Genomic DNA, 18,196 nt, shown 5'->3' with positions numbered 1-18,196 from the left:
CTCTGCCGGAACAAAGTCTAGGGTCCTGCTGTGGCGAGGGGTATTGCATAGCCCTTGGGGGCCGCGAGGCGTCGCAAAGAGGGTAGACGCCACCGGGGTGACATCCTATGCGGGGGGCATGAAAAGCGTTGCCTCTGCCTCTCCTTCGACCGACCGCATCCTTGCAGGTGTTGCCCTGATGCTGGGGTTTTGCGTGACCGCGCCCCTTCTCGATGTAGCAGCCAAGCTGGCATCGACCAGCGTGCCGGTGGGCCAGATCACCGCCGCGCGTTTCCTCGTGCAATGCGCGCTGATGGCCCCGTTTGTCTGGATCATGGGGCTGTCGTTGCGCGTGCCTCGCGCGCAATGGCTGGCGCTTTTGTCGCGCGCGGTGCTGCTCTTTGTCTCGACCTTCTGCTTTATCGCCGCAATCCGGGTCATGCCGCTGGCCGATGCGCTGGCGATTGTCTTCGTGGCGCCGTTCATCGTGCTCTTGGTGGGCAAGTTCTATTTGGGTGAGGATGTCGGCCCGCGCCGCGTGGGCGCGGCCATGGTGGGCTTTGTCGGGGTCCTTTTCGTGATCCAGCCCAGTTTCGCGGCCTTTGGCGTAGTGGCACTCTTTCCGCTTGGGACGGCGGTTGGCTTTGCCTTCTATATCCTCGTGACACGCGGGCTGTCGCGGCGGATGCATCCTGTGGCCTTGCAATTTCACACCGGCCTGATCGCCAGCCTTCTTTGTCTGCCGGTGATGATCTTGGCGGAGGGCACGGGGATGGAAATGCTCGATCCGGTCAAACCTCAGGGTATCGCATGGCTCTGGTTGCTCGGGGTCGGGTTCTTCGCCACGCTCAGCCACATGATGATGACCTATGCGCTGTCGCTGGCACCCTCGGCCACACTGGCCCCGCTGCAATATCTGGAACTGCCGGTGGCGACATTGCTGGGCTATCTGGTGTTCCGCGATTTCCCCAACGCGCTGACCCTGACAGGCATCGCCATCATCATCGGGGCGGGTCTCTACATGATCCACCGAGAGAGGGTCACAGCCCGTCAGTTGATGACCGAACGCGCCGCACCACCCATCTGAGGCGGGTGTCACGGCGGATCATGACAGGGTCCGCAACGTCAAACCTCGTGATCCAATTATACCGCGGGAACGAGGCAGTACCGACAGGCAAGGTTGCGGGGGTTGGACTTCGGGTCAGCGATCTGCTGGCCTCGTCATCTTGGCCGTTCGGACAAACGCGCCGCAGCAGTTTACAATATCTCAGAGATAGGCATCGCCCGATCCAACAGCTCTTCGTATACAGCGCTAACTTTGGGGCCCAGTGACTGCGGCATGCCTGCATGCCCATCGCTTGTGCGCAGACTCTGTTCGTAAAAGTGGCTCTCCGCCGGGGTATCGGCTGATACGCCAAAGTGACGGGCTAGATAATCCACCGCCTTGCCATAAACATCGGCAGGCCAATCAAAGTTGACCAGAGGGATGTCGTGGGCCGTTATGTGCTGCAATAATTTACGGTTGTACTTCATCCAAAGCTCCAACGGAGCGATAGCAGGTTGCAGGTTCGGGCCGCGCCGCTGCAGTGAGCGCGCCACGGCAAAAGGGTGCCGAAAGGTCGCCACATAGTGCATGTCCGGCAGCGCCTCTTGCCAGAATGGCAACGTGAACACGGTGCGCGGATCTTTGAACCCCCAGATCGGACGGCCGTCCAGCGATGCAATATGCTTGTCCCGACGCGTCCTCAGTTCATCATTCCACCGCATTTCTTCAGGCGGATTGTCCCAAGACCCACCATTCAGCGTCAGAAGGTCATTGTTGATCTGCATGATCTCGGGACTTTCCTTGTTGCCCCGTCGGTTGAACGTTGCAAAATTGATCACATCACCAAGAAACAGACCGCGTTCCTCCAGGCTTCCTGCCAAACAGCTGGTTCCGCTCCGATGCATTCCAAGGATGCAAACAACCTTTGCCTGATAGATTTCTGCCATCAAATACCGCCCTGCTGTGCCGGAGAGCCATCGCCAGCGTTGATCCGGTTTGGTGTGTAGAACAATTCGTCAAGCGGGTCGATATGCGGACGTTGCACGACAATTGCAAAACAATGGAACTGAAACGAGTGATCCCGCATCCTATCACCCGGCCAAGTCGCAAATCTGCTCAAAAACGCTGTCCATAGTGTGAGAGAAGGACGATGGATCGCGCGCCTGCGCCAGCCGTTTTCGCATCTCTGCGTCCGTCGCCACGCTTTGAACAATAGCCGTGATCTCTTCAACCGGCCGGTCTTCGGCCATATGCACGCCAAGCCCTAGGGCCGCGATACGTCGGGCGTTTTCCAGCTGATCCCCGATAAATCCGGGGGCAACGATCATTGGCACAGCATTCTGCAGACAGTGCCAGATCGTGCCAACGCCACCCAGAAACAGAAACGACGAAAGCCCCGGCATGACTGCGTTGAAGTCGGTCCACCGATGCAAATCGACATCCTTGCCCTGGCTGAGCGACTGAAAGTGCGCGTAGAGGTCGCGATCGTTGCCAAGAAAAAGGCTTACACCCTGACCTTGGGGTATGTCCGCGATCAGCGCCTCTGTCTGGCGCATCAGGTTTTCTTTGCGGCCTTGGTTTCCAAAGGATACGCCAATTCGTCGGACCTCAAGCGCTGGCGCGGGCGTGGTATGGTTGTAGATACTTATGCTCGCGGGATCGTTGATATGCTCGTAGAACCGCGCAGGCAAAAACTGCGCGTTCAAATAAGGAGACCGCAGCCAGCCGCTGTTCAGTCCACCCTTTTGCCAACCAAGCTCTTCCTTTAGCCGCTCGCCGAGATCGCGATACTCTTGGATCGGCTCGGGACTAGGATGAATGTTGACGCGCCCTTGGGCGGGAGACAGGAAAAAACGCCAGTACCCACCGGGCGTCCCCATCGCCGCATAAGGCAGATCAAGCTGGGCGGCGGCAAGTCCGGCGCCGACGAGCAGGCGGTCGATAAAGATAACGTCAGGTCGATGTTGCGCCATTCGCTGCCGAACACGCCTCAAACCGTCGATTCTGCCGTCGTGCAACGCGGGGTTTTTCTCCAAGTCTTCGATCTGACGCATCTGCATCAGACTTAGCTGGTTCAGAAGGCTCTCTTCCTCAACCTGGCAGCCATGCCCGCGTAGCCGTGCGACCTGATCCCCGCAGGTGATCCATATGCAACTGTGCCCTTCGACCTCAAGCTTCTGGCTAAGACGCAAGAACCCGAGACCGCCGAAATCCATGTGCCCATAGGCGCTTGAAACAAGAAACAGGACTTTGATGCTGCTACTCCCGCTCATTCTCTGGGGCTATCTTATCGACAGGTCCAGACCGGTCTTCGGCTTGCTCAACGTATTGCGCATTCGATCCATCGTATCAAGCACAGCAGCTCGCTGGTGCCTAACCAATGGATACCGCGATCCATTTGCGCGAGGACACCCTTGAGACATCAAGAGCGGATACGCGCAAGGCGGTGCAGGAACATGAGCGACACACAAAATCACTAAGCCACGGTGGTCTCCATGCCTCCATTCGAATTAATTGCATTTACATTCCGATCATAGCGGATGACATTTCAGTTTGCAGGTCCGACGCGGGAAAATTTCTGTGAAGCTTTCTCAGATGAGTTTGAAATGGCTGGAGGTTTTTCAACTGACGGCGCGACATGGTTCTGTGAAGGTCGCAGCCCAGCACAGTGGGCTTTCCGTCAGCACAGTATCGCATCATCTGCGCTGCCTAGAAGATGCTTTGGGGTGCCGCCTACTGGATCATGCGAAGCGTCCAATGGCTTTGACCGTTCAAGGGACACTGCTTTTGCCCTATGTCGATGCGGCGATTGCCATGTTGGAAAGCGGAACAATCGCCGTGTTCTCGGATCAGATCGCCGAAACGCGCAACTTGCGCCTCGGATTGATCGAGGATTTTGATAGCGAAGTTGCCCCGTTACTGGCGCGGCAATTGGCAGCAAGCCTGCCTAAATGCCAGTTTTCCCACTATACTCGACCCAGCCATGAGGTGATCGATCTGATACGCCGTCGGGAGTTGGATATTGGCGTCGCGGCGCAACCAAGCGTCGAAGTTGAGGACGTCAATGAATATCCGCTGCTGCGGGACCCCTTCGTTCTTGCGGTTCCTGCCGATAGCGATCTTGTGGCAGAGGATTACGTAGAGGGGCGCACTACCCTGCCCCTGATCCGCTATAGCCAACGTCAACTGATCGGATCACGGATCGAAACACAACTGCGCCGCATGAAGCTGAGCCCGCCCAATCGGTTCGAGTTCGAGAGCAACCAATCGGTGCTTGGACTTGTGGCCGAGGGTCAGGGATGGGCCATCACGACCCCGACCAACTATTACCGCGCCCTGCGCTTTCAGTCGCGTCTGAAACTGCTGCCATTTCCCGGTCGCGGTTTTTCACGCTATATCTCAGTTTATACATCGCCCGGATATGGCAGCGGGGTGGTCGATCTTGTCGTAACGACCTTGCGACTGCAGATTCAGTCAAAGGTGATTGATCCAACCACCGACAAGATGCCGTGGCTCAAGGCGGGTTTTCACCTCTTTCCAGCTACCAAAACTACAGAAGAATTCTGAACTGCGCGCGGATCTCCGTATCTTGTTCGGGTGTCAGATAGGACGGGTGATGACTGGCGAGAATCTTACGGGCCTTGTCCCTCGCCCTGCTCCAGGCGTCCTGCGATCCGTTTCGCGACCAAGTGATGGGCTGGTCCCGGTCCGCGAGCACGGGGTAGAAATAATCCCGCTCCATCGCCGCGAAAGTGTGCTGCCCTCCGAGAAAGTGACCGTCGCCCAGAACCGCCTCGCATATGGCGTCGAAGCCAAGGTTTTCTTCGGTCACTTCGATCCCTCGCAAGGCGCGATAGGTCGCAGAATGCATTTCGTCGTCCAGAACGAAGGCCTCAAAGCTGGCGCCCAGCAATGAAGCCGTCATGCCCGAAGATTCGTAAATCAGGTTGCCCCCTGCCAGAGCTGCAGCCATCGAGGTCAGGCCTTTTTCCACCCCGTATTGGGCATCAATCGCCTTGGCGTCGGTCATGGATGCCGCGACACCGGATGGCAGCCCGAGCCAGTTGCTAAGCTGCGCGGAGGCCGCGTTCAGCACCGCAATTTCGCCTCCACCGCCCGTAAAAGCGCCCGTTCGCAAATCAATGACCAATGGCCAATTAGAAAAGACCATGGGAAAGCCGGGGCTTATGACATTGACCATGACAAGGCTTGCCAATGTCTCGGCCAGCGATTGCGCGAGAAACCCCGCCAAGGTCGCGGGGGCCGTGGCCCCGGATTGGGCCGCCGTGATGCAAGACATCGGGATGTTATGGGCAATGCATTCATAGACTACATCCACCGCGTCCTCACCAAATCGCATGGGTGAAATCACCGGGCTGATATGCGCCTTGACGAAGGGTTTTTCCGCGAACTTCCCCGGACCACCGGCAACGATGTCGTACATCTTGACGATAGGCGCCACATGCCCGGCCAAGGTAAAGGCCGTTGCGACAGGCTTGGTCGTATGTCGCAGCAAGGCATACGAGGTGTTGACATCAAGGTCGAAATTGTCGGGCACATCCGTAGCAATGCAGCAACGTGTGAACCAGCTGACATTGGTCAAAGTGTCCTGAAGCCGGGTGAAATCGTGCAGGTCCTGCAAGGTGGAAGGGCGGTATTGCCCCGTATCCAAATCCAGTGTTTGCACCGCGGCCCCCCCGGTTCCAAAATAGACCCGGTCGCCACCAACCTCTATCGAGCGATCATCATCGCGCCCATGCAGCACAAAGGTCTTGGCCGCCGATTTGATCGCGGCCCGCGTCAATTCGGGCGGAAACAAAAGACGCCCGGCCCCATTATCCACGGCTCCTGCCGCCTTTAGATCCCGGCCGAGCCTGTCTGGCACCTCTCCCAAACCAAGCTCTGCCAACAAGCGGAGCGCTGTCTCGAAGATCGCGACCAGATCCCTCTCGCTCAGTGGTTTGTAGCTGCCGCCTAGCTGACCGGGCGCGGCTGGATTGGCGCTTTGTTTGGCCGCACGCTTGGCCATGCGGTCCTTTCGGCCGGACCGTCTGGTTCCGGGAGAGGCCTCGGTCATGTCAAAACACTCCAGATCTAATGGCATGATCACTTAGCGTGTGGGGCGGCGCAGCCTGCAAGATCAACAAAGGCTGCGCGATAAAATCATAAAATTAATTCGATGATTTCGAACTTATGCCGCTCGTGTTGACACATTCCGCCAAAGTGAGACGGTGCCCGGGAATTCTGGGAGGAATGATATGAAATCGCAAACGCGCGTTGTGGTCATTGGCGGCGGGATCGCTGGATGTTCGACCCTTTATCACCTGACACGCGAGGGATGGACCGACGTGGTTCTGGTCGAGCGCAACGAACTGACCTCGGGCACCACCTGGCATTCTGCGGCGCAGGTGACGAATTTTGGCATGACCCAGACCATGGTTGGTCTCAAATCGCATTCCATTGCGCTCTACAAGGAACTGTCCGAAGACCCGGATTATCCGATCAATTACCACCATGGCGACGGCGGTATCCGGCTAGCCAACACCGAGGCGCAGATGGATGGCTATCGCCATTTTGCCTCAATGGCTCGGGGCATGGGGGTGCATTTCGAGGTGATCGACGCGGCCGAATGCGCGCGCCGGCACCCTCTGATTTCCACCGAAAACCTGTTGGGCGGCCTATGGGATCCTCTGGATGGCGATATCGACCCGGCGCAGCTCTGTCAGGCGCTCGCGCGGCGTGCGCGCGCAGCAGGGGCCGAAGTCTATCGTCATACCCCCGTGACTGGCCTCACCCAGCATCGGGATCACAGCTGGACCGTGCATACAGACAAGGGCGACATCGCCTGCGAGATCGTCGTCAATGCATGCGGCTATCGTGTCAACGAGGTGGGCGTGATGATGGGCGTGCACCACCCTGTGATGTCGATGGAACATCAGTATTTCCTGACCGAAGAAATTCCTGCGATCCGCGATGCGGGCCACCGCATGCCGCTCTTGCGTTGCCCGATCAGCGATTACTACTGCCGTCAGGAAAAGAACGGGCTTTTGCTCGGATTCTATGAGCAAGGGTGCAAAACCTGGGGCATGGATGGGATCGACCCGAATTTCGTCAACGCGCTCTGCCCTGACGATCTTGACCGGGTCACGGATGTGCTGGAGGGGGCGTTTGCCCGTATGCCGGCGCTGATGGACGTCGGCATACATACCGTTGTCAACGGCCCGATCACCTATACCATCGACGGCGCGCCTCTGGTGGGGCGCATTCCCGGCAAGCGCAATGCATTCTGCATCATCGGCCTGCGGGCGGGACTTGGCGAAGGGGGCGGTCATGGCTGGCTGCTTGCGCAACAGATCGTTCATGGCGAGGCCCAATATGACACCTGGGTCACGGACCCGCGCCGGTTCACCAGCCATGCCAATGTGGAATTGACCGCACTAAAGGCTATCGAGGATTATCAGAACGAATTTCGCTTTCATTTTCCGCATGAACACCGCCCCGCCGGGCGACCGATGAAGACCACGCCGCTGACGCCGATCCTGGCGGCGGCCGGTGCGGCGTTCAAGGTCGTCAACGGGTGGGAGCGAGTGGACTATATGAAACCCGGCCCCGAATTCCACGAGACCCACAGCTTTCGGTTCAACGAAACCTTTGACGTTGTGGCCCGCGAGGTGGCGGCGGTTCAGACAGGTGTCGGCGTTTGCGAGGTGAACGGCTTTAACCGTATCGAACTGACCGGTGCCGGTGTGCACAACTTTCTTGACCGGATGAGCTGCGGCCATATTCCGCGCAAGCCCGGTAAGGTCGGGCTCTGCTATCTTCTCAATCACTTTGGCGCGCTCAAGGCCGAGGCCACGATCGCAAATCTGCCCGCGTCGGACCGTGGCCCTGACCGGGTATGGTATGGATCTGCCGCGGCGGCAGAATATCACGACATGGACTGGTTGCGCGCGCATCTGAGACCCGGGGAAGATGTGCAAATCCGCTCGATCACCAATGACCACACGATCCTTGTCGTGGCCGGGCCAAAATCGCGCGCCGTGATGCAGGCGGTCAGCCGTGCCGACTGGTCCCGCGACGCATTCCCTTGGCTCAGTGCGCGGGAATGCTTTGTCGGCATTGCCCCGGCGGTGGTCATGTCAGTCAGCTACTCGGGGGAACTGGCCTATGAAATCCATGTCCCCAATGCGCATCTCTATGCGGCCTGGCTTGCGCTCCGCGCGGCGGGCGCGACGCATGACATGCAGGTCTTTGGTGCCCGCGCCGTCGAGTCGATGCGCATGGAAAAGGGATATCTGCATTGGAAAGCGGATATCGTGACCGAATTCGACCCGTTCGAGACGGGATTGGAACGGTTCGTCAGGATGGAGAAGGCCGAATTCATCGGTCGCGACGCCCTGTTGGCGCGGCAGGCGTCTGGCCCGCAGCGCAGGCTTGTCACGCTGGCCATTCAGAGCCGCGACGCCCCGGCCCATGGCGGGGCATCGGTGATGGTGGACGGCGCAGTGAAGGGAACAGTGACATCCGGTGATTGGGGTCATCGGCTCGGCATGAACTTGGCATATGCCTTTGTCGACCCCGCGCTTGCGACCCCCGGAACACAGGTCACTATCGACATAATCGGCAGATTGACCCCGGCCGAGGTCATCGCACCGGGCCCCTATGATCCCGATCATGCGATTGTCCGCGCCTGATCCGGCGCGCGATCCATAGATTTAGGGGCTATAGCTCACATCGGGCGTTGCATCGCCCTCAAGCAGCGACAGCGCGACGAGGATCGCACCCGCGCCACCCGGGTGAACACTTAACGGCATCCCGACTTATTCATCCATATCGCTATTTTAACAGCATTATTGTGGTGCCCGCGGCCGGACTCGAACCGGCACGGCCTTGCGGCCGGGAGATTTTAAGTCTCATGTGTCTACCATTCCACCACGCGGGCACGGGGGTATGCGGGGCGGACAATATCCGCTTTGACGTGGGTGTAAAGCCAAACGCAGGGGTGTGGGACGGATCAGATCACATCGGAGAGGGCGTTTTCCTTGACTGCCTGCATCGCAACATAGGTCGAGGTATTGGCCAGATGCGGCAGGGTCGAAATGTGTTCGGCCAGCACCCGGCGATAGTCGGCCATGCTCTGCGTGCGGATCTTCATCAGGTAGTCGAAATTCCCTGCGATCAGATGTACTTGCTCGATCTCGGGAATCTTTGACACGGCGGCGTTGAACTCTGCCAAGGCGGCCTCGCGGGTGTCGTGCAGGCGCACCTCGACAAAACTCACGTGATCGAGGCCAAGGCGGATCGGATCGAACAGCGCGCGGTAGCCGGTGATCACACCGTCCCGCTCCAGCCGCCGAAGGCGGGCTTGCGTGGGCGATTTCGACAACCCAATCTCGCGCGCAAGCTCGGTAACGCTGATCCGCCCGTCGCCGGCCAGAACCCGTAGAATCGCCCGGTCAAAGCGGTCAAGGTCGAGTTGTTCGTTTTGATCCATGGTATGCTCCAAATTCAAACCATCCGGCCTGAAATTTCATTCTAATCAGGAAAAGTCACTGGTTCAATGATGCTATGATGTGCCATCCAACCATGGGGACCCGCATGCCATACGACACCGACATTCGCCGCGCCATCGACCTTGCCACCTATGCGGACGAGGCGGAAACGCTGGCGCGCCTGACCGCTGCTGCCAATCTCTCCGAGGCTGACCGGGCGCGGATCTGCGCGCGGGGTGCCGATCTGGTGCGCGCCATTCGCGGGCAATCAAGCCCCGGTCTGATGGAGGTGTTTCTGGCCGAATATGGCCTCTCGACCGATGAAGGCATTGCGCTCATGTGTCTGGCGGAGGCGCTGTTGCGGGTGCCGGATGCCGACACCATTGACGCGCTGATCGAGGACAAGATCGCGCCGTCGGACTGGGGCAAGCATATGGGGCATTCCACCTCGCCTTTGGTCAATGCCTCAACCTGGGCGTTGATGCTGACAGGCAAGGTGCTCAAGGATGAAAAGCCGGGGCCCGTGGGCCATCTGCGCGGTGCGATCAAGCGGCTGGGCGAGCCTGTCATCCGCACCGCCGTGGGCCGCGCAATGAAGGAAATGGGCCGCCAGTTCGTGCTGGGCGAGACCATTCAGGGCGCCATGGACCGCGCGGCGGGGATGGAGAAAAAGGGCTACAGCTATTCCTATGATATGCTGGGCGAGGCGGCGCGCACCGATGCGGACGCGACCCGCTATCACCTCAGCTATTCCCGTGCGATCACTGCCATCGCCAACGCCTGCACGCAGGCCGACATTCGCAGCAATCCCGGCATTTCGGTGAAACTCTCGGCGCTGCATCCGCGCTACGAGGTGGCGCAGCGCGCGCAGGTGATGGAGGTTCTTGTGCCCCGCCTGCGCAGCCTCGCCCTTTTGGCGAAATCGGCCAAGATGGGTCTCAACATCGACGCAGAAGAGGCGGATCGTCTGTCGCTCTCGCTCGACGTGATCGAGACGGTGTTGGCAGAGCCCGCCCTTGCCGGATGGGACGGGTTCGGTGTGGTGGTGCAGGCCTACGGCCAACGCGCCAGCCATGTGATTGATTTTCTTTATGATCTGGCTACGCGTCTGGATCGCAAGATCATGGTTCGTCTGGTCAAGGGTGCCTATTGGGATACCGAGATCAAGCGCGCGCAGGTGGCGGGGATCGACGGTTTTCCGGTCTTCACCTCCAAGGCCGCAACCGATGTCAGCTATATCGCCAATGCGCGCAAGCTCTTGTCGATGACCGACCGCATCTATCCGCAGTTCGCGACCCACAACGCCCACACCGCCGCCGCCATTCTCGACATGGCGAGTGACAAGGGCGCATTCGAGTTCCAGCGCCTGCACGGCATGGGCGAGGCGCTGCATGACATCATCCTCAAGGCCGAAGGCACCCGCTGTCGCATCTACGCGCCTGTGGGCGCGCATCGCGATCTCTTGGCCTATCTGGTGCGGCGCCTATTGGAAAACGGTGCAAACTCCAGCTTTGTGAACCAGATCGTCAATGAAGAGGTGGCCCCAGAAGAGGTCGCGCGCGATCCCTTTGTCGCCGTGAACGACCCGCAACCGCATCTTCCCAAAGGGCAGGACCTGTTCCAGCCCGAGCGCCCCAATTCGCGCGGCTTCGATCTGCGCCACCAGCCGACGCTGGACCAGATCGAGGCAGCGCGCGCGCCCTTTGCGCAGCACCTCTGGGAAGCCGCGCCGCTGATCGCGGGCACGCCCGCACCGCAAGCAGCGGAGGCCGTCGAGAACCCGGCCGATCCCGCCGATACCCCCGGCACCGTGGCCTGGGCCAGCAAGGCCGATATCGAGGTGGCCTTGAACGCCGCCGCCGCATGGGGTGCCCCCGCCAAGGAGCGTGGCGCGATCCTCAACCGCGTGGCGGACCTCTATGAGGAGAATTATGGCGAGATATTCGCACTACTGACCCGTGAGGCGGGGAAATCCATCCCCGATGCCGTGGCCGAGCTGCGCGAGGCGGTGGATTTCCTGCGCTATTACGCCGCCCACGCCCCCGAGGACGCGCCGATCGGCACCTTTACCTGCATTTCGCCGTGGAACTTCCCCCTGGCCATCTTTACCGGCCAGATCGCGGCGGCCTTGGCCGCCGGCAACGCGGTGCTGTCGAAACCCGCCGAGCAGACACCGCTCATCGCGCATCTGGCGGTGGGCCTCATGCACAAGGCTGGCGTGCCCGTCACGGCCCTGCAACTTCTGCCCGGGGTCGGGGATGTGGGCGCGGCGCTTACCTCTGACGCGCGCGTGGGTGGCGTGGCCTTTACCGGCTCGACCGAAACAGCGCTCAAAATCCGCGCGGCCATGGCCAAGCATCTCGCCCCCGGCGCACCGCTCATCGCGGAAACGGGCGGCATGAATGCGATGATCGTGGATTCGACCGCGCTGCCCGAACAGGCCGTGCAGGCAATTGTCGAAAGCGCCTTTCAATCTGCGGGTCAACGCTGCTCCGCTCTGCGCTGTCTCTATGTGCAGGATGACATCGCGCCGCATTTCCTCGAGATGCTGACCGGTGCGATGGATGCGCTGACCGTCGGAAATCCGTGGCACCTGAGCACGGATTGCGGCCCGGTGATCGACGAAGAGGCGCGCGCCGGCATTGCCGCGCATATCCAGACCGCGCGCGCCGAAGGACGGCTCTTGCACGAGCTTAAAACCCCGAACGCAGGCACCTATATTGCCCCCACGCTGATCAAGGTTGGCGGGGTCGGCGATATCGAGCGCGAAATCTTTGGTCCCGTGCTGCATGTCGCCACGTTCAAATCCGGCGATCTCGACCGGGTGATCGGTGCCATCAATGCCACCGGCTATGGCCTGACCTTTGGCCTGATGACGCGGATCGACGACCGCGTGCAGCATGTGACCGAGGCGGTGCATGCGGGCAATATCTATGTCAACCGCAACCAGATCGGGGCCATCGTAGGCAGCCAGCCGTTTGGCGGCGAGGGCATGTCGGGCACCGGGCCCAAGGCGGGGGGGCCACATTACCTCACGCGCTTTACCGCGCGCCCCGCGTCGGAAAAGGGCGAGAAATGGACCGAGGCCATGTCGGCGCAAGCGGCGCAAAAGGCGCTCGATGCCGCCAATGCCGCCGCCCGTGCGCCCCGCGCGGCCCTTGTTCTGCCGGGGCCGACCGGCGAGTCGAACCGATTGACCACCCATGTACGCCCTGCGCTGTTGTGCATGGGGCCGGGGGCGGATCTGGCGGCAGCGCAGGCGCGCGCGGTCGAGGGGCTGGGCGGTGTGGCGGTTACCGCCACGGGCCGGGTCGACCCAGAGGCGCTTGTAACCATGGGCGGCCTATCGGGCGTGCTCTGGTGGGGCTGCGAAAGCGAGGCGCGCGCCTATGCCGGAGCCATGGCGCGACGTGCAGGCCCGATCCTGCCCTTGATCACCGGCATGCCCGACACCGGCCACGCGCTCCACGAGCGGCATGTCTGTGTCGACACCACGGCGGCGGGCGGCAACGCGGCGCTCTTGAGCGGAATGTCCTGAGGCCCAGGTCGATCAGGCCAAAAGCATCCACAAGGCCACGGTCCCGAGGACCACGCCGAAAGCTGTATTCAGTGCCCGCGCGCTTCCAGCGCGGGCAAAAAGCCGACCCAATCTCGCGCCCATCATGGTCCACAGGGTAAAGGCCACAAGGTTGTTAAGCGTAAAAAGCGTGGTGATACCCAGTACCAACAGTGTCTGGTTGGTGTCCGAAACGCTCAGGAATTGCGTGAACATCAACGCAATGATCACATAGGCCTTGGGATTGAGGAGCAAGAGCACCGCCCCATCCCGAAACGAGGCCGGGCGTGCCTCAATCGCACTGTCGCGTGCCCCGGCACGCAGCAAACCCCAAGCGATCCAGAAAACGTAAAGCGCACCAGCGAGTTTGAGCAAGACGAAAATCCCCGGCGCGGCCTCCAGCGCGCCGACAAAACCGAAACCTATCGCGGCTGTCACCAGCCATGTGGCGATGTGATACCCAAAGCTTGCCGGAAACGTCGCTCGAATCCCAAAGCGCGCACCGTTGGCGGCGAAAAAGAGATTGCCGGGACCGGGACTATAGGCCAGCGGCAAAAGAAAAAGCACCAGCGCAAATGCAAGCTGAGTCATCGTCATCTCCTATGGATGGGAAAACTTTGCGCACCGTTCGCGATATTGGGCGACCCGGTTCTTGCGCAAATCGAGACGGCGGGTGCAATCACCGGCTTTCCGTCCCCCGTGATCCGCGCTAGCTTTCGCCCATGTTCCCGATCCGCGATCATAACCCTTCGGGGCGCACACCCTATGTCACCTACGGGCTGATCGCGCTCAATATCGTGATTTTCATATCCTACTGGCCGCTTTTCGCGAATGAGAGGGCGCTCAATCTCTTTTTCTACGATTGGGCCATGATCCCCGCCAAGGTGACGCAACTGGGGGATTTCAGCGGGTTGCTGACCTCGATGTTCCTGCATGGGGGCGCGCTGCATCTGGCGGGAAACATGCTGTTTCTCTGGATCTTCGGGGATAACATGGAGGATCGGATGGGGCATCTGCCCTATCTCGGCTTTTACCTTGCCACGGGCGTGGCGGCGGGGCTTGCGCATATCCTGGGCAGTCCGGGCTCGATGGTGCCGACCGTCGGGGCCTCGGGCGCGATTGCGGGGGTGATGGGCGGGTATCTCCTGCTCTTTCCACGGGCGCGGGTGGATATCCTGCTGTTTTTCTTCGTGTTCTTTCGCATCATCCCGATTCCCGCAGCGATCATGCTGGTGCTGTGGTTCGCGCTTCAGGTCATGGCCGGGCTCGGCAGCGATCCCGACATGGGCGGGGTCGCCTATTGGGCACATGCGGGTGGGTTTGTTGCGGGCTTGGCATTGACACTGCCGGTCTTTCTGCGGCTTGGCGGCCCGCGTTTCTGGCGCGAGACCCACGGCTCGCCACCGCATCCTGCGCCCGACTACCGCTTTCGTCCCAGTTCCATTCCGACCGTGAGGAAACGCCGATGACCCACCCCCTCAAGGCCACCTGCCATTGCGGCGCGGTTGAACTGCGCGTGACGCTCTCGGAGGGGCTATCGACCGCGCGCCGCTGTGATTGCTCGTTTTGCCGCAGGCGCGGCGCGGCGGCAGTTTCGGCACCCCTGAACGGGGTCGAGGTGCTCCGTGGCGCGGATAATCTCACGCTCTATCAATGGGGCACTGGCACGGCCAAACACTATTTCTGCAAGACTTGCGGAATTTACACGCATCATCGGCGCCGATCGAACCCAAATGAGTATGGCGTCAATCTCGGGGCGATCGAGGGCGTGAACCCGCGTGATCTCGACCCGATTGGATGGGTCGACGGGGTAAACCATCCGTCGGATGCGTGAAGGGCCGTTAGGAAGAGTTTGGCCGAAAGTTGACATCGGCCCTAACCGCCAAAGCGCGGACTCACGGCGTCAAACGCGACGCCGATACTTGCCCGCTCACCCCCGGATCACGCCCGCGAACTTGTCAAAGATCGCCTCGTTGGCGCAGATCACCTCGCCATCGGCCAGAATATTGCCGCCGGGGCGCAGCGGTTCAACGAACCCGCCCGCCTCGCGCACGATGATCACGCCCGCCGCAAGATCCCAAGCGTTCAAACGCCGTTCCCAGAACCCTTCATACCGGCCCGCCGCCACATAAGCCATGTCGAGCGCCGCCGATCCCCAGCGGCGCACGCCCGCGCAGGTCGGCATCAATTTCGCCAGATCTTGCAAGGTTTCGGGCAGGTCGGCCCGCCCGCCAAAGGGCAGTCCGGTGGCAAAGATCGACTCGATCATTTTATTGCGCCCCGAGACACGCAGGCGGCTTTCGTTCATCCAGGCACCCGCGCCTTTTTCAGCAAAGAACGCCTCGTCCTTGCTGGCGTCGTAAATGACGCCCGCGACCACTTCGCCCTTATGTTCCAGCGCGATTGAGACCGCCCAATGCGGCAGGCCGTGCAGGAAATTGGTGGTCCCGTCCAGCGGGTCGACGATCCAGCGGCGGGTAGGGTCCTGCCCCTCTTCCTCGCCGCCTTCTTCGGCCAGCCAGCCATAGGTCGGACGCGCGCCCATCAACTCGGTCTTGAGTATCTTTTCCGCAGCAATATCGGCGCGGCTGACGAAATCGCCCGCGCCTTTCATGCTGACCTGAAGGTTCTCGACCTCGCGGAAATCCTTGGCCAGTGCCCGCCCCGCTTTGCGCGCGGCCTTGAGCATGACGTTGAGATTGGCACTACCTACCATTGCAAGGGCTCCTTTTGGGTCAGGCCGGGGCTATACGCCGCGCATCCGCAACAGACAAGGCCCGATCAGGTAAAGCGGTTGTCTCGGGGGAATCCCCGTGGCGCCATACGGCCGGTGCCCGCACGCTTGCCCAACCATTCGTCTAGATTGCTTTCGGTGCGGGTGCGCCCGGCCGGGTCGCGCCATGTCAACCCGTTTGCCAGATCAAAGGTGGTGGCATCACTCAGCCCGCCATCCTTGTATTTCTGGAGCCGGACACCCTTGCCGCGCCCAAGTTCCGGCAATTCGTCCAAGGCAAAGACCAGCACCTTGCGATTGTCGCCCACGCAGGCCACGTGATCGCCGTTCACCGGGCGGCAAACCACCGCGCGTGCGGGATCACGCAGGTTGAGCACCTGCTTGCCGCTGCGGGTCTGGGCGATCACCTCTTCCTCGGGCACGATGAAACCGTCCCCGGCGTCAGAGGCGACCAGCAATTTGCGCCCCGGCTTGTGAATGAGCAGATCGACTATCCCTGCCTCGTTGGGCAGATCGACCATCAGGCGCAGCGGCTCGCCCATGCCGCGCCCACCGGGCAGGTTCGCAGCACTCAGCGTGTAAAAGCGGCCATTGCTGCCAAAGACCAGAATCCGATCGGTCGTCTCTGCGTGGAACATGAAGCGCGGGCCGTCGCCGTCCTTGAACTTCAACTCGCGGCTCAGATCGAGATGCCCGGTCATGGCCCGGATCCAGCCCATCTGGCTGCACACCACTGTAATCGGCTCGCGGTCGATCATAGCCTCGAGCGGCACGTCTTCGACGCTTCCCGCCTCGGCAAACTGTGTGCGGCGCGCGCCAATGGCGTGGCTCTTGCCAAAGGTCTTCTTGACCTCTTTCAACTGATCCGCCACCGCCACCCACTGCAGGGATACATCGTCGAGCAAATCCTCAAGGCCTGCGCGTTCCGCCATCAGCGCATCCCGCTCGGCGCGCAGTTCCATTTCTTCCAAGCGCCGCAAGGAGCGCAGGCGCATGTTGAGGATCGCCTCGGCCTGCACTTCGGTCAGCCCCGGCTCGTCGGACGGAGGGTGCGGCACATAATCCGCCTCGGACATGGCGCGCGGCACGGTGCGGCTCCAATCCTCGCGCATCAGGGCCGACTTCGGATCGTCGTCATAGCGGATGATGTCGATCACCCGGTCGAGATTGAGGAAGGCCACGATCAAGCCTTCCAGAACCTCTAGCCGGTGGTCGATCTTTTCCATCCGGTGCGCCGAGCGGCGCAACAGCACCTCTTGCCGGAAATCGAGAAAGGCGCGCAGCACCTCCTTCAGCGAGCAGACCTTGGGCGTGACCCCGTCGATCAACACATTCATGTTGAGCGAGAACCGCACTTCCAATTCGGAGTTGCGATACATCATGCCCATCAACACCTCGGGATCGACATTCTTGGAGCGCGGCTCAAGGATCAGGCGCACATCATCGGCGCTCTCGTCGCGGACATCAGCAAGGATCGGCACCTTGCGGGTCTGGATCAGTTCGGCAATGCGCTCGATCAGCTTGGATTTCTGCACCTGATAGGGAATCTCTGTGACGACAATCTGCCACTGACCGCGCCCCAGATCCTCCAACTCCCATTTGCAACGCAAACGGAAGGCACCGCGCCCAGTCAGATAGGCCTGCGCGATACTCTCAGGCGGTTCGACGATGACACCGCCTGTGGGGAAATCGGGACCGGGGATGTATTGCAAAAGCGTATCGTCGCGGGCGTCGGGGGCCTTGATCAGATGCAGGCAGGCGTCGATCAATTCGGCGATGTTATGCGGCGGAATGTTGGTTGCCATGCCCACAGCAATGCCCGAAGAGCCATTGGCCAGCAGATTTGGAAAGGATGCGGGCAGAACCACGGGTTCGCGCAGCGTGCCGTCGTAATTGTCGCGGAAATCCACCGCATCCTCGGCCAGACCGTCCAGCAGCGCCTCGGCAAAGGCGGTCATCCGTGCCTCTGTATAGCGGCTGGCCGCGGGGTTATCGCCGTCGATATTGCCGAAATTGCCCTGCCCGTCCACCAGCGGATACCGCACCGCGAAATCCTGCGCCAGACGCGCCATCGCATCATAGATCGCGGCATCGCCATGCGGGTGATAGTTGCCCATCACATCACCGGAAATCTTTGCCGACTTGCGAAAGCCCCCGGTGCTGGAAAGCCGGAGTTCGCGCATCGCATAGAGGATGCGCCGATGCACCGGCTTCAACCCGTCGCGCGCATCCGGCAACGCCCGGTGCATGATCGTGGACAGCGCATAGGTGAGATAGCGCTCGCCGATCGCGCGGCGCAGCGGCTCTGACACAGCCTCGGGCTGAATATTGGGGTCGTCCAGCAGATCACTCATGTATGTGGTGATAGCCCTGCCATCCTGCGGCGTAAA

At 60.8% G+C, this 18,196-nt stretch carries 13 protein-coding genes and 1 tRNA gene; 6 read left to right on the top strand and 8 right to left on the bottom strand.

What is annotated here, in order from left to right; genetic code table 11:
- Positions 1–118: 118 nt before the first annotated feature.
- Positions 119–1,066: a DMT family transporter gene (locus tag AACZ65_RS04175; protein ID WP_339668278.1), complete on the top strand. Its 948-nt coding sequence runs from the start codon at positions 119–121 to the stop codon at positions 1,064–1,066.
- Between the two features lie 170 nt (positions 1,067–1,236).
- Here the strand turns inward: AACZ65_RS04175 and AACZ65_RS04170 are convergent, their stop codons facing one another.
- Positions 1,237–1,971: a hypothetical protein gene (locus AACZ65_RS04170; RefSeq protein ID WP_339668276.1), complete on the bottom strand. Its 735-nt coding sequence runs from the start codon at positions 1,969–1,971 to the stop codon at positions 1,237–1,239.
- A 144-nt stretch (positions 1,972–2,115) separates the two neighbouring features.
- Entirely contained in the window at positions 2,116–3,297 is a 1,182-nt protein-coding gene (locus AACZ65_RS04165) for a hypothetical protein (RefSeq protein WP_339668274.1), read from the bottom strand.
- Positions 3,298–3,619: 322 nt separating this feature from the next.
- On the opposite strand from AACZ65_RS04165, the gene AACZ65_RS04160 reads away from it, so the two are divergent.
- Positions 3,620–4,591 (top strand): LysR family transcriptional regulator, encoded by a 972-nt coding sequence (locus tag AACZ65_RS04160; RefSeq protein WP_339668478.1) that lies wholly within the window; start codon positions 3,620–3,622, stop codon positions 4,589–4,591.
- On the opposite strand, the gene AACZ65_RS04155 is transcribed toward AACZ65_RS04160, so the two are convergent.
- Complete coding sequence (locus AACZ65_RS04155; RefSeq protein WP_339668273.1) at positions 4,575–6,101, bottom strand: trimethylamine methyltransferase family protein; 1,527 nt, start codon at positions 6,099–6,101, stop codon at positions 4,575–4,577. The two genes, AACZ65_RS04160 and AACZ65_RS04155, sit on opposite strands and share 17 nt — an antisense overlap.
- Before the next feature lie 181 nt (positions 6,102–6,282).
- Between AACZ65_RS04155 and AACZ65_RS04150 the strand changes: the two genes are divergently transcribed.
- Positions 6,283–8,718 carry an FAD-dependent oxidoreductase gene (locus tag AACZ65_RS04150; RefSeq protein WP_339668271.1) on the top strand — a complete coding sequence of 812 codons (2,436 nt, stop codon included), beginning with the start codon at positions 6,283–6,285 and terminating at the stop codon, positions 8,716–8,718.
- 162 nt (positions 8,719–8,880) lie between these two features.
- On the opposite strand, the gene AACZ65_RS04145 is transcribed toward AACZ65_RS04150, so the two are convergent.
- Together AACZ65_RS04145 and AACZ65_RS04140 are read right to left on the bottom strand one after the other, a co-directional pair.
- Positions 8,881–8,966, bottom strand: a tRNA-Leu gene (locus AACZ65_RS04145).
- 72 nt (positions 8,967–9,038) lie between these two features.
- On the bottom strand, positions 9,039–9,518 hold the full coding sequence (locus AACZ65_RS04140; RefSeq protein ID WP_037273900.1) for an Lrp/AsnC ligand binding domain-containing protein: 480 nt from the start codon (positions 9,516–9,518) through the stop codon (positions 9,039–9,041).
- A 104-nt stretch (positions 9,519–9,622) separates the two neighbouring features.
- Between AACZ65_RS04140 and putA the strand changes: the two genes are divergently transcribed.
- Positions 9,623–13,054, top strand: coding sequence for a bifunctional proline dehydrogenase/L-glutamate gamma-semialdehyde dehydrogenase PutA (gene putA / locus AACZ65_RS04135; protein WP_339668267.1), 3,432 nt, complete (start codon positions 9,623–9,625; stop codon positions 13,052–13,054).
- Positions 13,055–13,066: 12 nt separating this feature from the next.
- Here putA and AACZ65_RS04130 read toward each other — a convergent pair whose 3' ends face one another.
- On the bottom strand, positions 13,067–13,669 hold the full coding sequence (locus AACZ65_RS04130) for a LysE family translocator (protein ID WP_339668266.1): 603 nt from the start codon (positions 13,667–13,669) through the stop codon (positions 13,067–13,069).
- A gap of 125 nt (positions 13,670–13,794) precedes the next feature.
- On the opposite strand from AACZ65_RS04130, the gene AACZ65_RS04125 reads away from it, so the two are divergent.
- Both AACZ65_RS04125 and AACZ65_RS04120 read left to right on the top strand, forming a co-directional pair.
- On the top strand, positions 13,795–14,541 hold the full coding sequence (locus tag AACZ65_RS04125; RefSeq protein ID WP_339668265.1) for a rhomboid family intramembrane serine protease: 747 nt from the start codon (positions 13,795–13,797) through the stop codon (positions 14,539–14,541).
- Positions 14,538–14,906 carry a GFA family protein gene (locus AACZ65_RS04120; protein ID WP_297539993.1) on the top strand — a complete coding sequence of 123 codons (369 nt, stop codon included), beginning with the start codon at positions 14,538–14,540 and terminating at the stop codon, positions 14,904–14,906. Before AACZ65_RS04125 ends, AACZ65_RS04120 begins: the two co-directional genes overlap by 4 nt.
- A 96-nt stretch (positions 14,907–15,002) precedes the next feature.
- Here AACZ65_RS04120 and AACZ65_RS04115 read toward each other — a convergent pair whose 3' ends face one another.
- Entirely contained in the window at positions 15,003–15,788 is a 786-nt protein-coding gene (locus AACZ65_RS04115) for an inositol monophosphatase family protein (RefSeq protein ID WP_339668264.1), read from the bottom strand.
- Between the two features lie 65 nt (positions 15,789–15,853).
- Positions 15,854–18,160 (bottom strand): DNA topoisomerase IV subunit A, encoded by a 2,307-nt coding sequence (locus AACZ65_RS04110; protein WP_339668263.1) that lies wholly within the window; start codon positions 18,158–18,160, stop codon positions 15,854–15,856.
- Positions 18,161–18,196 lie beyond the last annotated feature (36 nt).

Origin of the sequence: uncultured Roseovarius sp. (assembly GCF_963972555.1) — a bacterium.
Lineage (GTDB): Bacteria > Pseudomonadota > Alphaproteobacteria > Rhodobacterales > Rhodobacteraceae > Roseovarius > Roseovarius mucosus.
This window is presented reverse-complemented; position numbering and strand designations above follow the sequence as displayed.